At 40.8% G+C, this 17,638-nt stretch carries 14 protein-coding genes; 8 read left to right on the top strand and 6 right to left on the bottom strand.

The annotated features are described in order from the left end of the window. The first annotated feature begins 271 nt into the window (after positions 1-271). On the top strand, positions 272-1,645 hold the full coding sequence (locus AKG39_RS10030) for a TrpB-like pyridoxal phosphate-dependent enzyme (RefSeq protein WP_050740254.1): 1,374 nt from the start codon (positions 272-274) through the stop codon (positions 1,643-1,645). Between the two features lie 405 nt (positions 1,646-2,050). Here the strand turns inward: AKG39_RS10030 and AKG39_RS10025 are convergent, their stop codons facing one another. Further along, entirely contained in the window at positions 2,051-3,598 is a 1,548-nt protein-coding gene (locus AKG39_RS10025) for an ASKHA domain-containing protein (protein WP_050740253.1), read from the bottom strand. Between the two features lie 57 nt (positions 3,599-3,655). Next, entirely contained in the window at positions 3,656-3,991 is a 336-nt protein-coding gene (locus tag AKG39_RS10020) for a rhodanese-like domain-containing protein (protein ID WP_050740252.1), read from the bottom strand. 191 nt (positions 3,992-4,182) lie between these two features. Here AKG39_RS10020 and AKG39_RS10015 point away from each other — a divergent pair, with 191 nt between their 5' ends. After that, entirely contained in the window at positions 4,183-4,854 is a 672-nt protein-coding gene (locus AKG39_RS10015; RefSeq protein WP_050740251.1) for a response regulator transcription factor, read from the top strand. 6 nt (positions 4,855-4,860) lie between these two features. Continuing rightward, positions 4,861-6,396 carry a sensor histidine kinase gene (locus AKG39_RS10010; RefSeq protein ID WP_050740250.1) on the top strand — a complete coding sequence of 512 codons (1,536 nt, stop codon included), beginning with the start codon at positions 4,861-4,863 and terminating at the stop codon, positions 6,394-6,396. 46 nt (positions 6,397-6,442) lie between these two features. Here AKG39_RS10010 and AKG39_RS20700 read toward each other — a convergent pair whose 3' ends face one another. After that, positions 6,443-6,574 carry a hypothetical protein gene (locus AKG39_RS20700; RefSeq protein WP_278277932.1) on the bottom strand — a complete coding sequence of 44 codons (132 nt, stop codon included), beginning with the start codon at positions 6,572-6,574 and terminating at the stop codon, positions 6,443-6,445. 304 nt (positions 6,575-6,878) lie between these two features. Here AKG39_RS20700 and AKG39_RS10005 point away from each other — a divergent pair, with 304 nt between their 5' ends. The 4 genes from AKG39_RS10005 to AKG39_RS09990 all read left to right on the top strand — a co-directional run bounded on the left by AKG39_RS10005 (position 6,879) and on the right by AKG39_RS09990 (position 11,589). After that, positions 6,879-7,691 carry a polyphosphate polymerase domain-containing protein gene (locus AKG39_RS10005; protein ID WP_083439496.1) on the top strand — a complete coding sequence of 271 codons (813 nt, stop codon included), beginning with the start codon at positions 6,879-6,881 and terminating at the stop codon, positions 7,689-7,691. Between the two features lie 30 nt (positions 7,692-7,721). Next, a complete protein-coding gene (locus AKG39_RS10000; RefSeq protein ID WP_050740249.1) occupies positions 7,722-8,414 on the top strand; it encodes a DUF4956 domain-containing protein in 693 nt (230 codons plus the stop codon). 283 nt (positions 8,415-8,697) lie between these two features. After that, positions 8,698-10,290, top strand: a complete 1,593-nt coding sequence (locus AKG39_RS09995) for an FMN-binding glutamate synthase family protein (protein ID WP_050740248.1) — start codon at positions 8,698-8,700, stop codon at positions 10,288-10,290. Positions 10,291-10,464: 174 nt separating this feature from the next. After that, entirely contained in the window at positions 10,465-11,589 is a 1,125-nt protein-coding gene (locus AKG39_RS09990) for a CdaR family transcriptional regulator (RefSeq protein ID WP_050740247.1), read from the top strand. A gap of 92 nt (positions 11,590-11,681) precedes the next feature. On the opposite strand, the gene AKG39_RS09985 is transcribed toward AKG39_RS09990, so the two are convergent. From AKG39_RS09985 to AKG39_RS09975, 3 genes are all read right to left on the bottom strand, one after another. Beyond that, a complete protein-coding gene (locus AKG39_RS09985; RefSeq protein WP_050740246.1) occupies positions 11,682-13,190 on the bottom strand; it encodes an FGGY family carbohydrate kinase in 1,509 nt (502 codons plus the stop codon). Positions 13,191-13,366: 176 nt separating this feature from the next. Then, positions 13,367-14,125: an SDR family NAD(P)-dependent oxidoreductase gene (locus tag AKG39_RS09980; RefSeq protein ID WP_050740245.1), complete on the bottom strand. Its 759-nt coding sequence runs from the start codon at positions 14,123-14,125 to the stop codon at positions 13,367-13,369. A gap of 178 nt (positions 14,126-14,303) precedes the next feature. Further along, positions 14,304-15,848 carry an FGGY-family carbohydrate kinase gene (locus tag AKG39_RS09975; RefSeq protein ID WP_050740244.1) on the bottom strand — a complete coding sequence of 515 codons (1,545 nt, stop codon included), beginning with the start codon at positions 15,846-15,848 and terminating at the stop codon, positions 14,304-14,306. Between the two features lie 704 nt (positions 15,849-16,552). Between AKG39_RS09975 and AKG39_RS09970 the strand changes: the two genes are divergently transcribed. Next, a complete protein-coding gene (locus AKG39_RS09970; protein ID WP_050740243.1) occupies positions 16,553-17,638 on the top strand; it encodes a glycosyltransferase family 2 protein in 1,086 nt (361 codons plus the stop codon).

The raw sequence follows: 17,638 nt of genomic DNA, 5'->3' as shown, positions 1-17,638 counted from the left end.
CTCATAGAATGCAAACCATCAAATGGACCGCTGAGGGCATGGTCAAAGGGGTTTTCCCGAGTACTCCATGACGTAACAACCGCGTAAGTGTTGAAGAATATGATTGTATTCTGCAAAGGCAGAGATTTTTCTGCGAATAAAGGTGGCACCACGAGTCTATACACTCGTCCTTTACTTTTGTAAAGGACGAGTTTTTATTTTACCCATAAACATATTTAGTTTATATGAATTAAATATGTCTATATACTAAATAAAGAAAGGAAGTATCAGCATGGCAACTATACCCTATAAGATTTATTTAAGTGAAGAGGAGATGCCCAAACATTGGCTTAATCTTCGTTCAAAAATGAAGGAGTTACCTGAACCCTTTGTCAATCCCGGAACCGGCGAATATTGTACCCGAGAGGATCTGCTTCCTGTTTTTTGTGAAGAGTTGGTTGACCAGGAGCTCAATACCACCGATGAATTCATCGAAATTCCTGAGGATATCCGTAATTTTTATAAGATGTACCGCCCATCTCCTTTGGTTCGAGCCTATTGTTTAGAGAAACTGTTAGACACCCCTGCGGAAATTTACTATAAATATGAAGGCAGCAACACTTCCGGCTCCCATAAGCTAAATTCAGCCGCTGCCCAGGCTTATTATGCAAAAAAACAGGGTCTTACTTCCCTGACCACCGAAACCGGTGCCGGACAATGGGGAACAGCCTTATCAATGGCCTGTGCGTACTACAATCTTGATTTGTCTGTATACATGGTAAAGGTATCCGCTGAACAAAAACCCCATCGTCGTGCGGTTATGGAAACCTATGGTGCCAAAGTTATTTCATCCCCATCGGATACCACCGTTGCCGGAAGAAAAATTCTTGCAGCAAACCCTGACACCGGAGGTTCTCTGGGCTGTGCCATTAGTGAAGCCATCGAAGTCGCCGTCACCTCTGATAACTGCAAGTACGTTTTAGGCAGCGTTCTCAACCATGTTGGCCTTCACCAATCAATCATTGGATTAGAAACAAAAATCGCCTGTGACAAGTATGACATCAAACCCGATATTATTATCGGCTGCGCCGGCGGCGGCTCCAATTTACTGGGATTGATTGCGCCCTTTATGGCAGAGCGAATTGAAGGCAAAAACAACATCGATTTTGTTGCCGTTGAACCTGCGTCCTGTCCATCTCTGACTCGCGGAAGATACGCCCTCGATTTTGGCGATACCGGACAAACAACGCCGTTGATTAAAATGTATACCCTAGGCAGCGGCTTTATGCCCGCACCGAACCATGCCGGAGGATTGCGATATCATGGGATGAGCCCGATTATTTCCAAACTTTACCATGACGGCTATATCCGCGGAAAGTCCTACACCCAAAGCGAAGTCTTCGAATCCGCCACCCAATTTGCTCGTATTGAAGGCATTCTTCCCGCTCCGGAATCGGCCCATGCCATCCGGGCCGCCATTGAGGAAGCATTGGCCTGTAAAGAATCCGGGGAGAAGAAAACCATTATCTTCGGCCTGACCGGCACCGGTTATTTTGATATGACCGCCTATATGAACTACAACGCCGGCAACATGACCGATTACATTCCCACCGATGAAGATTTGCAAAAGGGCTTTGACACCCTGCCCCAAATCGAACAAAAATAAAAGCCGCCACTCTACCCTCACCTACCATACCGACCTAATTGTTAATCAGTTGTGTGCTGCAACCACGAGAAAGCACTTTGCTTATCTCGTGGTTCGCAGGCAGTCGCCAACTACAAGCGAGCTTGTGATTGGCGACTGCCATCCGCAATTCGTACAGGCTATCGCCTGTTCGCCTTGATGCACACAACACGATGTAACAATTGGTCGGTACTGCTTTATCTGTTTGTCTCTGCAGTCTCAATTTCATACCAATGATCACAATCGTCATTAATAAAATACATACTTAATACAAAAAACCAACTAATGGGGGAAAGAACCCCTTTAGTTGGTTTTTAAGTCTATAGAAAAATCAGTAAAGTAAGTCCTGGGGACAATCGTAACCTCAGTTGTCCCCAAGACGATTTTTTAGAGTCGCAGTCTTCCGCGTTTGATGAGTTCCGCTTTGACGGTGGGATACAAGTCAAAATTTGTGTGGGGCAGAAAACGGGCGGCAAACATCTGGGTCAGAAAATCTGTGGCCGCACCGAATTCCAAATATCGGACCTCACGCTGAAGGGCCATTATTTCTTTCAGCAATTCTCCATTGATCAAAAGCGCATAAGAACCCCTGAGAGAACCGTTTCCCAATGAAACAAACCGTTCCCTGGGTAAATCCGGATAGAGACCGATGGTAATCGCTGATTCCAAGTTAATATAGGTACCAAATGCACCGGCGGTGTACAGGCGCTTAACCTCAGTTGCTTCGACGCCAAGACTATCCAAAAGATAAGCCACCATGGTATTGGCTGCTGCTTTAGTGTCCATAAATTGACTGATATCCGTTTGGGTAAATAACAGGACCTCTCCTGTTGCGGATTCGTCTTCCCAGGCATAGGCCACTGCATATTCCCCATCTTTCTTGATGACCCGATCAGTTACCCCGGTATTGAAGTGTCCAGAAAAATCGATCCAGCCGTTTAATAGCATTTGCGCCAGGATATCCACAATTCCCGACCCACAAATTCCCCGGGGACGACTTCCTCCGATGGTGGTCAGTTTAAGTATGTTATCCTCGATAACTACACTATCCACAGCACCATCGGTAGCCTTCATTCCATTTTTGCTGATCCCACCTTCTAAGGCTGGTCCGGCGGCGCCGGCACCTGCCAGCAGGAAATTCTTATTTCCTAAAACCATTTCGCCATTGGTACCAATATCAATAAACAAACCCAGTTCTTCTTTTTTATGTAAATCACTCACCAATAAACCACTGAGAATATCGCCGCCAAAATAATTGGCCACCGAAGGTACGCAGTAAATCAAGCCTTCTATGGGTAAACTAATTTCCTGGGCGTCAAAAAAACCGGTATGATTAAAAACCGGAGTGAATGGGGCTTCAAAAATTGGCCATGGATCAATTCCTAATAAAAAGTGGATCATGGTTGTATTTCCGGATACAACCATAATTCCACAGGTTTCAGAAGCCACTCCGGTCCTTTCACTCAGCATCAGCATCAGCTCTCGAAAACTCTGGAGGGTACTTTCCTGAACTTCTTTTAAATGAAGGGGTTTACTTTTTGTATAAAATATCCGGCTTAGAATATCATCTCCAAAATCAATTTGATGATTGAAAATACTTTCTTCAGCCAGAATTTCTCCGGAATTAAGATCCACCAATTCCATGGTTACGGTGGTACTACCCAGATCGACGGCTAAGCCATAATGGCTTTTAGTGGTGTCCCCAGGTTCCAATCTGACAATTTCCCATTGGCCTTCATGTGCCACAAGGGTCAGGGTAATTTCCCAATTCGCTTCTCGGCAGAGAGGATAAATGGCTTTTAGAATTCTTTGGGATATTTCCACTTTTCCAAATTCTTTTTCCAAGGACTTCAGCAGACGCTCTTTGTCTCCAATAATATCCCCAATCCCAGGTGGTGTAATCTTTAAAAATACTTTTTTGCTAAGTGGTTTCATGTCATCATTCCTCATTATTGCTTTCTTTGGCTTTTCTAAATTGAATTTCAGCCTATATTATTTTCCGCTGACAGTTTCATAATGCCAGCCGCTGATGCCCCCAAGATTGTAGACATTTTTATAACCCATCTTGCTCATTTGCCCACTGGCGCTTGCGGATCGTCCACCGCTCAGGCAATAGACAAATGCGGTGGTATCTTTATCCGGTACAACCTTCTCGACTGCGGAAATATTTCCCAGCGGTAAATTGATGCTGTTTGGTATATGACTTCCTAAATATTCTGTTTTTTCACGGACATCCAATACCACAATGGTATTATCCGATTCCAGTCTGTTTTTCGCTTCTTTAGCCGATATTTTTTTGACTCCACTGTTTGATAAAAAATTAAACATATTTTTAACCTTCCTTTTATATAGTATAACCATCGGTTATCTTTGTAAACAAATATTATACTAAACCCACTTTGAAAACAGTGACAACATCACATAAAATAAGTTTCATCCATAAATCATCAACTGTTCACCTAAAAAACACTTCGTAATATTATGCTAGTTATATTATAATCAGTTAAGAGGTGAAGTTGATGTATAAAATATTAATAACCGATGATGAAGAAAAAATCAGAGCTCTGATTAAAAAATACGTCATTTTTGAAGGTCATACTGCTGTTGAAGCATCCAATGGAATGGAAGCTGTTGAAATATGTCAGAATGAATCCTTTGATATCATCATTATGGATATCATGATGCCTGAGCTTGATGGCTTTTCAGCGGTCAAGGAAATCCGCAAAAATCAGAATATTCCAGTCATCATGCTTTCTGCCCGAGGTGAAGAGTACGACAAGATCCATGGCTTTGAGCTGGGCATTGATGACTATGTGGTCAAGCCCTTTTCTCCTAAAGAACTGATGATGCGCATTGATGCCATTATGAAACGGGTGAATAAAAGCACCAATGAAGATCATGAGATCTTTGAAAAAGACGGTCTCTACGCCGATTTTACTGCCAGAAGAGTTTTGATTGATAAGGAAAGTATTTTGATGTCTCCCAAAGAATTCGATTTGATTTTTTATCTGATTAAAAATAAAAACATTGCTTTAACCCGTGAAAAGCTAATTACCGAGGTTTGGGGCTACGACTTTTATGGCGACGATCGCACCCTGGATACGCACATCAAACTGCTTCGAAAAAGTCTGGGCGACTACGCTAAGCTGATTACAACCCTTCGAGGGGTTGGTTATCGTTTTGAGGGTTGATTACCATTGAAAACTAAACGAAAATCATTCTTACAATGGAAAAAGGGAAATCCCCTTAGCATCAAATGGAAGCTTTTTCTTTTTCTTCTTGGCTTTTGTACTGTTCTATTAATTTTGCTCTGGCTCTTTCAGGTTGTTTTTCTGAATAATTTTTATAAAGCCATTAAAATCAATGAAATTAAAAGCGTTGCGAGCTCTATTGAAAAAAACATTGAATCAGACGACATCAGTACGATCATTGAGAATATCTCCCTTGACACAGATGTTTGCATTGAAGTTTTATCAGCAAATGGCGATGTGCTTTATTCGTCTCACGTGCTAAAAAATTGCATTATTCACAGCATGTCTACCTTTGAGAAAAATGAGTTGATTTCAAGAACTAATGCAAATAAAGGGGAATTTCTTGAATATTTTGACCGCACCAGCGTCTATCATCAAAATGAGTCGATTAATGACCAAATCCGAGAAGAAATCCCTGAAGATGACATTGATTTCAAAGCACCGATTCCGGAAAGAAGTCCCCAGCAAAGCATTGTCTATTCCAAAAGCATTGACGACAAAAGTGAGGATGGTGCTGTTGTTGTTATCAATTCTGTGATTTCACCCATTGACGCCACGGTTAATACCCTCCGAGTTCAGCTGTACTATATTACCGGATTTATGATTTTGTTTTCCGTTCTTTTGGCACTGATAATTGCCAAACGCGTATCCAAGCCCATTGAAGCCATTAATAAAAGTGCTAAAATGCTGGCTAAAGGTAACTATGACATCCGGTTTGCTGGCGGTGGATACAAAGAAATCAGTGAACTTTCCGATACTTTAAACTACACCGCTAAAGAACTTTCAAAAGTGGAATTGTTGCGACAGGAACTTATTGCTAATATTTCCCATGATTTACGCACTCCCCTTACTCTGATCAGCGGTTACGCCGAGGCTATGCGTGACCTTCCCAATGAAAACAATTCGGAAAATGCCCAGATTATTGTGGATGAAACCCAACGGCTCACAACCTTGGTGAATGATGTCATGGACATTTCGAAACTTCAATCCGGAACCCATACCATCGATCCCCTTAGTTATAATCTCACCGCCAACATTGATGAGACCGTTACACGAATGAACAAGCTCATGCATAGCGACGGGTATCATATTGATTTTGTCTATGATCAGGAAATCAGTCTTACGGCTGATGAAACCCGGATCTCCCAGGCGTTTTACAACCTTTTAATCAATGCCATTAATTATACGGGTTCGGATAAACGCATCACCGTTTCACAAACCATCATCAAAAATTGTGAAAACCCTTCAACCACCTGGGTGCATATCCAGGTGAAGGACACCGGCGAAGGGATCACCGCAGAAGATCTTCCGTATATTTGGGAACGCTATTACATGGTGGATAAAACACATAAGCGCGCTGTCACCGGCACGGGACTCGGCCTATCGATTGTAAAATCAATCATCGATATGCACGGCGGCAGGTATGGTGTTTCTTCAAAAATCAGCGAAGGTTCGATTTTCTGGTTCGATTTAAAAATTTAACCCCAGCTTCTCATAAGTCCAGATTTAGTGCAGATTGAGACTGCCCTTAAGGTAATTTGACAACCCCGTCCTGGGGACAATGGTAAATCGTTGTCGGCTGCATGATCGTACAGGCTAGCGCCTGTTCGCCATGATGCCGACAACTGATGTTACGATTGTCCCCAGGACTTACTTTCAACTTTGTCTATATTCGCAGAGGTGCAAAATTAATGCGTCTCTGCGACTGCAAAAAAATAAATGAAACAGGACCGACAATTTGTTACATCATGTTGTGTGCATCAATTCATACAGGCTACTGCCTCGTCTTGATGGACACAACATGATAACAATTGGTCGGTACAGTAGCTTCTCACTAACCTGAGATGTGCACTAATCGCACATCTCTTTTTTTATGCAAAATTCACATAAAAAACACAAGGTTAACAAGCTCTTAACAAATTGCTTTTGTATACTATAGCTAATAAAACATTTGGAGGTGCAACATGATCACTAAGACATTTAAACGCTATGAAAAAAAATATCAGCTGGATACATACCAATTTAATAAACTGTTACCCGAACTTTTACTTCACATGAACCCAAATGGTTATCTTTCAAGCAAAGACAGCTACCCGATTTATAATATCTATTTTGATACCGAAAACTTTGATGTTATCCGGCACTCCCTTTCAAAACCCTACTATAAAGAAAAGCTTCGTCTCCGAAGTTACACCATTCCTGAAACCGCCGAGGATTTGGTTTTCATCGAATTAAAAAAGAAAATCGGTGGTATTGTCAGTAAGCGTAGGGTACCCCTGACTTTAAAAGAAGCCAATGAGTTTATTGCCTTTGGACAATACCCCGAGAAATTAAAAGATCAGAGCCATCTGGTTCTTGATGAAATCCGCTATTATTTGGAAACCCACACTGTCGAGCCAAAAACGTACATCAGTTATGAACGCATGGCATTTGTTGGAAAAAGCGACCCGGAATTTCGATTAACCTTTGATTTTAATATCAAAACCAGAAAAGATTACCTTTCTCTTGACGCAGGCGATTTCGGCAGCCTTCTGCTTCCCAAAAACTACTACATCATGGAAATAAAAATCCTTGGTTCCATTCCATTATGGCTTTCTCACACGCTGTCCGAGTTGAAAATATACAGTTCCAGCTTTTCCAAATATGGAACTGCCTACAAAAAATATCGGAAGGAAAGCTTTGGTGCAGTATTCAATTTCCCAGTTCAGCAAAATTCAGTATGTCAAAATCCAACATATCAACAACCAATATATCAAAATTCAGCAATGAAGTATTAGACAATTCAATCAAATCAAAAGGAGAAATTTATGTTAGAATCCCTGTTTACATCATCCGTCACCGAAACGCTTACCATTGAAACAACCCTAAGCGTCATTTTCGCTGCCTTACTTATCGGCCTGTTCATTAGTATGATTTACATTAAAACCCGGGGTAAAGAAGGTTATTCGCCAGGGTTTACCATAACCTTAATCATGCTGCCGGCCATTATTGCCATTATTATTCTGCTGGTTGGCAACAACGTCGCCCGGGCTTTTAGTCTGGCAGGCGCTTTCAGTCTTATTCGTTTTCGAAGTGCCCCCGGAGATCCCATTGATATTTCCTATGTTTTTTTCGCCCTGGCTGTTGGCCTTGCCTGCGGAATGGGATATATTCTTTATGGTGCCCTCTTTGCAATCATCCTGTGTTCGGTGATGGTCATCCTAAATCTAACTAATTATTCAAAATCTAAAACCAACAATATGCAACTTAAAATCACTATTCCTGAAGATTTGGATTACCAGGACTGCTTTAATGATATTTTAGGCGACTATACCCAGAGTTTTAAGCTGCTGCGGGTTAAAACCTGTGATTTCGGTGCCCTATTTGAAATCATTTATCTGCTTCACCTGAAAAAAGATATCAATCAAAAAGAGTTTATCGATAAATTACGGTGCCGAAATGGAAACCTAAGCATTGTTTTAAACACAGAAATACTTGATGAAAAAACCTATTTAGTATAACGCATAAATACTACGATCGATTTAAATGAGACCCTTGCCATCACCGGCGCTACCCGCCGGATTTCCAGGTAGGATCTACCCTTAGTTTGGCCCAGCCAATATAAAAAATATATTGGCTGGGCCAATTTTGTCTTTAATATTGTCACAATTTGATTTATAATGGTAAAGTGACTTTATGATATCATATGGATCTTACGAAATAGTTTTCAATGGGGAGAACGATTAACAAAGTAACCATATAATACTATATTGCTTGCCAAATAATTTTCAAAGGGGAAAATTTATGAATCTTCAACGACCAAATGGCAATGATGCCACCGGAACCTTTAATCGTTCCAAAAATGTTACACCTTGTTCTGGTATTTGCTCACGATGCGTGGATGGATGTCGCGGTAATTGCGAAATCTTCAAGGCAACTTTCAGAGGAAGAGAACTCATTTATCCAGGTCCTTTCGGTGATGTAACCGCAGGCGGAGACAAGGATTATCCAATCGATTATTCCCACCTCAATATCCAGGGGTATGCACTGGGTGCAAAAGGATTACCAAACGGCGCTGTCGGAACCCCTGATAACGCGCGTTTTCCCAATGTCAATACCGAAACATCCTATGGCTGGGATAAAAAAGTAAAAATGAGCCTGCCAATTTTTACCGGAGCACTTGGTTCCACCGAAATTGCCCGTAAAAACTGGGATCATTTCGCAATTGGCGCAGCCATTTCCGGCGTTACAATCGTCTGCGGCGAAAATGTTTGTGGTATTGATCCACGCCTTGTGTTGGATAAGAACAATAAAGTGATCGAAGCTCCGGATATGGATCGCCGCATCGAAGCTTATCGGAAATATCACAACGGCATGGGCGAAATCCTTATCCAAATGAACGTCGAAGACACCCGTCTTGGAGTTGCCGAATACATTATCAATAAACACAAAATTGAAACCATTGAGCTTAAATGGGGACAAGGTGCAAAATGCATCGGCGGCGAAATCAAAGTTAATACCATTGAACGAGCCATGGAACTTCAAAAAAGAGGCTATATCGTAACTCCCGATCCGATGGATCCTGTCATTCAGGCTGCCTTTAATGATGGCGCCATCAAAGAATTCGAACGTCACAGTCGTCTTGGCTTTGTTACTGAAGAAGGCTTTATGGAAGAAGTTGCACGATTAAGAGCACTGGGTTACAAACGCATCACCTTAAAAACTGGTGCCTATGGTCTCAGAGAATTAGCAATGGCCATGAAATTCTGTTCGAAAGCCAAAATCGATTTATTAACCATCGATGGTGCTCCCGGCGGAACCGGCATGAGCCCATGGCGTATGATGGAAGAATGGGGCATGCCTTCCTTATACCTACATTCCGCAGCCTATGAATTCGCACAGATCCTGGCAGCCAATGGAGAACGTGTGCCCGATTTAGCATTCGCCGGCGGCTTCAGCAGTGAAGATGGTGTATTTAAAGCACTGGCTCTGGGCGGACCTTATACAAAAGCCGTATGCATGGGACGAGCGCTTATGATTCCTGGTATGGTCGGCAAAAATATCGAACAATGGATTAAAGAAAATAATCTACCAAAAACCGTAAGTGAATTTGGATCAACTCCAGAAGAAATCTTTGTTAGCTACCAACAAGTAAAAGATATGGTTGGCTCAAAGGAAATCAAAAATATTCCTCTTGGTGCCATCGGTATTTTCAGCTACTCCGATAAAATCCGTGTTGGTTTACAACAGCTTATGGCTGGTGCACGATGCTTTGACGTCGACAGCATTACTCGTAATGAGTTAATGTCCTTAACCGAAGAATGTGCAAAAGTCACAAAAATTCCATATCTCATGGATTGTTACCGTGATGAAGCAATGGCGATTTTAAAAGGCTAATTTTTACAAATAATAAAGGGGCCAACATCTTAAGGATATTGGCTCCTTATTTATTAACAAATTCCATATCATAAATCAAATGCGTAAACTTTTTTACTTCAAACGCCTGTATAATTTGAACCTTATCCAAAATAATGTTATACTGAATCATATATCAAATCGAGGTGAATTCCATTGATCGATAAATCTTTTGCTGAAAAATTCATTGAAGAAATTCGGAAGTATTCATCCTATAATTTTCTGGTATTCAATCGGAAAGGTATTATCCTGGCAGCTACCGAGAAAGATCGGGAAGGTGCTTTTCATGAAGCCTCTTACAGCATGATGCAGGAGAATAAAGAGATGATAATTATTCAGCATGAAGATGTGAAGAACTATCTGGGTGTGAAATGCGGTATCGATATCATTGTTTCACATAATCATAACGTCATTGGTGCAATCGGTATCACTGGGCTGCCGGAAGAAGTGCACTCTACCGCCATGCTTGCCAAAATGACCTTTGAAGTCATGTTTGACTACGATAACTTTAGAAAGCAGACCCGTCAAAATAATAACAAAAACGAAGAATTTTATGGAATGCTTTTGGCCAGCGATCCAGAGAATACCGATAAATTAAATACCCTGGCAAAAAAACTTGATATTAAGAATGATATTCTAAGAATACCCATTGCTATCACCACAACCAGCAGCAATGAAAACATTGTTTTAACCTCGATTCAAAAGAGTCTTCAATTCACAAATCAGGATTTTGCATTTATCAGCAGAAAACAAACGGTTGTGGTATTTAAAAGCCTCAATGAACCTTCATCCGACCTTTTCAAAGAATACCGAACAGCAATTTTTAATTTTCTTTTTCCTATTTGTAAAACACTGGAAGAGAAAAACGTTTCTTACAACTATTATGTCGGCAGCTTTCAAAAGAGCTTTAACAACTATCATTTCGCATATAAGCACTGTCTGTGGTTAATTGAGCGCCACCGGTCGCTTTCATTTTTCTATGATTATGTTGATGCCTATATTCAATCGGTGATTCCGATGCAAGAGCTTAATGGCATTTATCAAGTCCTTGGAGCTGTAATGGATGAAAGTATGCGAAAGGATTTTTTTGAACTATTTACCGTTTTAAGAGACTGCAACTATAACCTCGTTGATAGCAGCAGGAAACTATATATTCACAAAAACACACTGATTTTCCGACTTAGTAAATATAAAAATTTTTTCGGTTTTAATCCGTTACATGATGCAGAAGACAGAGCATTTGCAAATTATTTATGCAACTTTATAAATTTGATGAGTTAAAACAGATGCTCATCCTCCGTTACCAGGTTTTTAAACAGTTTAAATTTTCAAAAAAGAAAGCTATCTAATCGCCGCTTAGATAGCTTTCTTTTTTAGTTTTCTTTTTTATAAGGGGTATGATTCCAACCCAGGGAGCGGTTTAACGCCTCACACCAACCGGCATATTTTACTGTCCGTTCTTCCTCGGTGATTTCCGACTCAAATGATTTTTCAATTTTCAATGAATCATGGAAATCTTCAACTGTCCAGAAGCCTGTGGCCAAACCTGCCAGTTGGGCAGCTCCAAGACTATCTGCCTCAATTAAAAATGGCCGATCAACCCAGGCGTTCAACATATCCGCCATCATCTGAGAAAGCAGATCATTTTTAGCATCAGTTCCCACAACTCTGATATAGTCTATTTTAATCCAAGTTTCTTTTTCAACGGCATCCAAAATATCTTTTAATCGGTAAACAATCCCTTCCAAGGCTGCTCTTACAAGGTGCGCATTGGTGGTTCCACGATTAATACCAAAAATCGTTCCTCTGGCAAAAGAATCGTGATAAGGCACACTGATTCCTGCCAGTGCCGGTATAAAATACACACCATTGGTATCTTCTGCTGAACGGGCAATCATTTCGGACTCCAACGAGTTGGAAATAATCCCAAGTCCCTCTTGCAGCCACTGGAGCACCGAACCGGTCTCCGAATCAAAACCCTCCAGAGCATATTCAGTTTTTTTGCCGATTTTCCATGCAATCACTGTGTTTAATCCGAAATCAGAAATAACACATTCATTACCCATATAAATATCAATAATAGAAACGGCTTGATTCATAATCTTACACGTTCCTCGGGTATTACAGCACACTGCAAATAAAGCTGCCTGCTGATCGCCAATGTCACTGCCGATTGAGATTTCCCCGCCGAAAATTTCTTTCTTAGTCTCTCCAAAATCCCCGGTATCATTCACAACTTCAGGATAAATCTCTGTACTTATTTCCAGAGTATCTAAAAATTCTGTATACCAGCTTTCGGTTTTTAGTTTGAAACTGCCCATTAACGATGCGTTGGAATAACTCACCACATGTTTTTTACCGCCAGTCAGCTTCCAAATCAACCAGGTGTCAATTGTTCCAAAAAGCGCTTCTCCCGCCCTTATTTTTTCTTTAATTAGCGGAACATTTTCAATATACCAATTGAGTGTCAAAGAAGAATAAGCAGGTGAAACCTTCCAACCCATCGCCTTTCTGGCACGTTCGCCCCAAGGTCCGGCATTAATTTCCCGGCATTTGGCATACGTACGATTATCCTGCCACGTAATGGCATGATACAATGGTTCTCCTGTATTTTTATCCCAGACCAGACAGGTTGATCGCTGATTGGTGATTCCTAATGAAATGATTTCATCTGCTTCGATATTGGAATCAGTCATAGCCTTTTTGCACAATTTGACGCTTTTATCATAAATTTCCATTGCATCATGTTCAACTCTATCATTTTCAGGGGTAAACTGAGTGAATTTCTCAAATGCCTTGGCAATAATATTAAAATTTTTATCATAAATTGAAGCCTTAATCTCATTGGCACCTGCACTGATTACTAAAACATATTTTTTCAAACTTTAGCTCCTTTATTGTTTTTACCCTGAGGCTCAATTTCTTGTTATCTTACTATCCTGCGATTAATTGCATTATATCATATTGTCTTTTTTAAGCAATTATTCTTGTATGTATTACAGTTAACAAGCAAAGAGAAAGTCTATGCAAAAATAAAATTATTGAACCAGTGTTTTAATCAGGTATTTACCACAGAACCTCCATTAATGGGAACCGTCTGACCAATCACATACGAAGCATCATCAGAAAGAAGGAATGCGATGACATTGGCTACCTCGACGGGTTCTCCAAAGCGTCTCATTGGAATACTATTTGTCCATTTCTCCATTTTTTCAGCAGATCCGGACATAGTCATCGGTGTGCGGATAACTCCTGGTGCCACACAGTTGATGCGGACACCGCTCGTCGCTACTTCATACATTAAAGAACGGGTGAGACCCTGCATCGCAGCTTTGGTTGCGCTGTAATTGGTATGCAAGGCACTTCCCCGAATCCCTGCCTGAGAACCGAAGACGATGATGGACCCATATTTACGTCTGATCATCTGAGGTAAAACCATACGCGTCACAAGAAACACACCGTTAAGATTAATATCAATGGTTTGTTTCCAGTCCTCAAATGTCATATCCGTAAACATTTTATCACGATAAATACCGGCAGCTGCTACAAGGTAATCAATTTTTCCATATTTCTTCATGCAGGCATCAACCATGGCTTGAACGCTTTCTTCACTGGTTACATCTAAAACTGAGCCATCCGCATCGATTCCTTCTGCGGCTATTTCGGCCACAGCGCCATCCACACATTCTTTGGTAATATCGCCAATAAATAATTTGCATCCATTTAAGCCCATTTTTTTTGCGGTGGCTTTTCCAATACCTCCTGCCCCGCCGGTTATGAGTGCTACTTTATCTTTAAATTCTTCATAATTTGCCATTTTAATTTCTCCTTCTAGTAATGAAGTATCGGCATTTGCTAAATCCCGATACTTGTTGATATTAATGGGTTATTACACCAATTTATATAAATTTCCCCTCCCATAAATGATAAAATAAAGGTGGTAAACGAATATTTCACTGAAACAGGAGGGAAAATTTATAGCTTTTGAATCATTTTTATTTGTTTACATGATTGACAACGTCGTGAACTAAATCGCTTACAGACGGCCATAATGCAATGTATTTATCCAAGAAGAACTTATATTCTTGATGATTCGCAGCATCAGGTGTGTAAAACTTAACCACTTCAACCATATTTTCCGCGGCTTCTTCAAGCGATGCATACAGCCCATATCCCACAGCCCCTGCCATTGCATCGCCGAGGCAGCCAGCACTCTGGCTTTCCCTTGTAATATAAATGGGGATGCCTGTTACATCTGCGTGAATCTGCAACCACAAATCAGACTCTGCCATTCCGCCGCAAGCGTATATCTTTTCTACTTTATAACCACATTCATCCATTGCTTTTAAACAATGGGCGGCTCCAAAAGCCACACCTTCCAGAATTGCACGAGCAATATGTTTTGTTTCATGACTTAATGAAAGCCCGACGAACATGCCACGAGCCAATGAATCCGAATAAGGAGCCCGATTCCCCTGGAAATAGTCCAGCATTATCAAACCATTGCATCCAATGGGAACACTTGCCGCATATTTATCCGCAATGTTATATAAGGTAAAGCCGCCGGCTTCAGCTTCGTCAAACCAGGATTTAGGCGCTAAGTTTTTCTTGAACCAATTCAAAACCGAACCGGAAGAAGACTGTCCGCCTTCTACCAAACTGGTATCATCAATTGCGCAGTTAGGATAAGCACCATTGACGCCTTCAGCATGAAATTCTTTTTCGGACAAGCCAAACAGACAAGTGGAGCTGCCTCCAATCATAGCCATACCGCCCGGGGCAACGCTTCCAACCCCAAGCATACAGGCACAAGCATCAAAAGCACCTTCTATTACTAAAGTATCTTCACAAAGACCCAATACAGATGCCGCTTCAGCTGAAACTTTTCCTAATACCTCGCCGGTCTTCAAAATATTTTCTGGAATTTTTTCCAATAAATCCCCTAAACCGATTGTTTCATAAAAATCTTTTTGCCAACCGCCAGCCAGGTCATCATAAAACCAACGGAAAGCCGCAATGGAATTATCTACGGTTTTCTTACCGGAAAGTTTCCAGTTCATCCAACTGGTATACTCAAAAACAGTTTTTGTTTTTCCCCAAATTTCAGGCTCATTTTCTTTAATCCATAAACACTTTGGAATCAGGCTTTCTGCCGGCACTCCTGATTTATAATAGTGATTCATTCTGTGACCGGCATCGGAAATCCGCTGTGCTTGATCAGCCGCACGAACATCCATCCATAGAATCGGCTTACGTAAAATATTATCATCTTTATCAAACAGCACCACGGTACTAGTTGTTCCATCACAGGTAACTGCTGCGATATCTTTAGCTTCAACCGCAGAATTTTTGATTGCTTTTGGAATAGCAGCCTTCATTGCTTCCCACCATTCGGAATCATCCTGTTCTGCCCATCCGCTCTTGGGGAAGTAGGTATCATACTCCACAACCTCGTAACCCATGTTTTTACCCTTTTCATCGAAAATAGCAACACGAAGGCTACCTGTACCACCATCAATACCCATAAAATACTTTGCCATAAAAATCAGACCTCCTAATTATTAATAAGGGAGTACTGTCCGAACACATCAGCGTTCGAAATCACTCCATTTTATTTAATTTAACGCTCTGAGAAAAAGTTTCATAGTGTAATTGTCATGTTCAGTTTAAGATGCACTGGCAGGAAAAAGGTTAACAATCAACAAATGCAATCGTTTGCAATATTGGTGCATTTACCGCTGCTCTTTTGAAGAATATTATTATTGGCAGTGTCCTCCCTTTTTCCTGCCGACAGTTGAAAAGAAAACTCTGTCAGCCAATTGGAAAACGTTCTTTATTTATATAATTCTATGTCATCCGATAATGTTTGTATATATTTCTAAAGCACGTAAAAATATAGAAATTTTAGTTCAAACAAATAATCGCATTTGTACTAATAGACTAAATAATTATAGTGTTTATTGTTTCGATGGCCCATTCAAAAAGAATAATTTTTTTCTGCATATTCACTGACAAATAAAAATCGTTCGTAGGAAGCCATGGATCTTGTCTTATGCTAAAGGAAAAGATCCGTTTCAATCAATTGTTTTTTCCTGAGCGGACTATTTTTTTGAGGTTCATCATCGGTATTAACTACTGCCAGCCTGGGTTAAATTCGCTTCTGCTTTTTCTATTAGTAAAAGTTTATTATTGGGGTATAATACTCATTAAGGAGACAGGGGTAAACCTCTGTATAATAACATTTATGTATTATCTGTTTAACGGTTTGTGTATACTCATTTCAATAATATTTATGTGGCGCACGCCCTTTCTGCCAAAAAAGGATGCACTCCCTGAATATAAAACAATTTCTGTGATTATCCCTGCTCGAAACGAAGCACAAAACCTGCCCCTTCTTCTGAAAGCTCTAAAAAAACAAAGCATTCTGCCCTTAGAAATTATTTGTGTAGATGACGAATCCGAAGATCAAACAGGTCAGATTGCTGAGAGCTTTGGTATCACAATAAAAAGCATTATTTCCAAGCCAGACGATTGGACCGGAAAAACCTATGCCTGCCAACAAGGCGCCATTCTTGCCAAAGGAGAGTTACTCCTTTTCTTAGATGCGGATGTGAGACCGTCTCCAGATGCCATCAAAATACTTCTCCAGCGATACATTAATAAAAAAGATGTGATTTCAGTGCAGCCCTTCCATCTTGCTGAAAAAGTCTATGAAAAACTGGCCTTGTTTTTTAATCTCATTGCTGTTTACTCCCTTGGTTTAGGAGTTCCTTTTAAAAACCAGGTCAACGGTTCCTTCGGTCCGGTCACCCTCATAAACCGCAGGGAATTTTTCAAGATCGGCGGGTACGAATCTGTTCGTCATTCTGTTTTAGAAGATTATGATTTCAGCGTTGTCTTAAAACGGGAAGGCTATCGGCTTAAACGGTTTATGGGCGGCAATCTTATCGGATTTAGAATGTATCCCGGGGGCCTTAAGGATCTATTCGGAGGCTTTTCTAAAAATATGGCCAGCGGTGCTCTGAAATCCCCCTTATGGCTAATCCTGGTTCTTGTTTTAATGCTGGGAGCTTATACCGAAAGTGTCATCTTATTAACCCAGGGGCTGATGACCCAGAATATTTCGCTTATTTGGCCAGGTTCCCTTTTTTACGCCCTCACCGTTATGATTTTATTTTGGCGAGGCCGCTGTGTGGGATCCTTTGGATTTCTGACCGCCCTTTTTTATCCCATTCCCCTGTTGTTTTTTTATCTTGTTTTTATCTACTCTCTATTTTCAAAACTGGTGCTCAAGCGAACCTACTGGAAGGGACGAAAAATCAAATTATAA

This window comes from Acetobacterium bakii, assembly GCF_001263355.1.
GTDB lineage: Bacteria > Bacillota > Clostridia > Eubacteriales > Eubacteriaceae > Acetobacterium > Acetobacterium bakii.
This window is presented reverse-complemented; position numbering and strand designations above follow the sequence as displayed.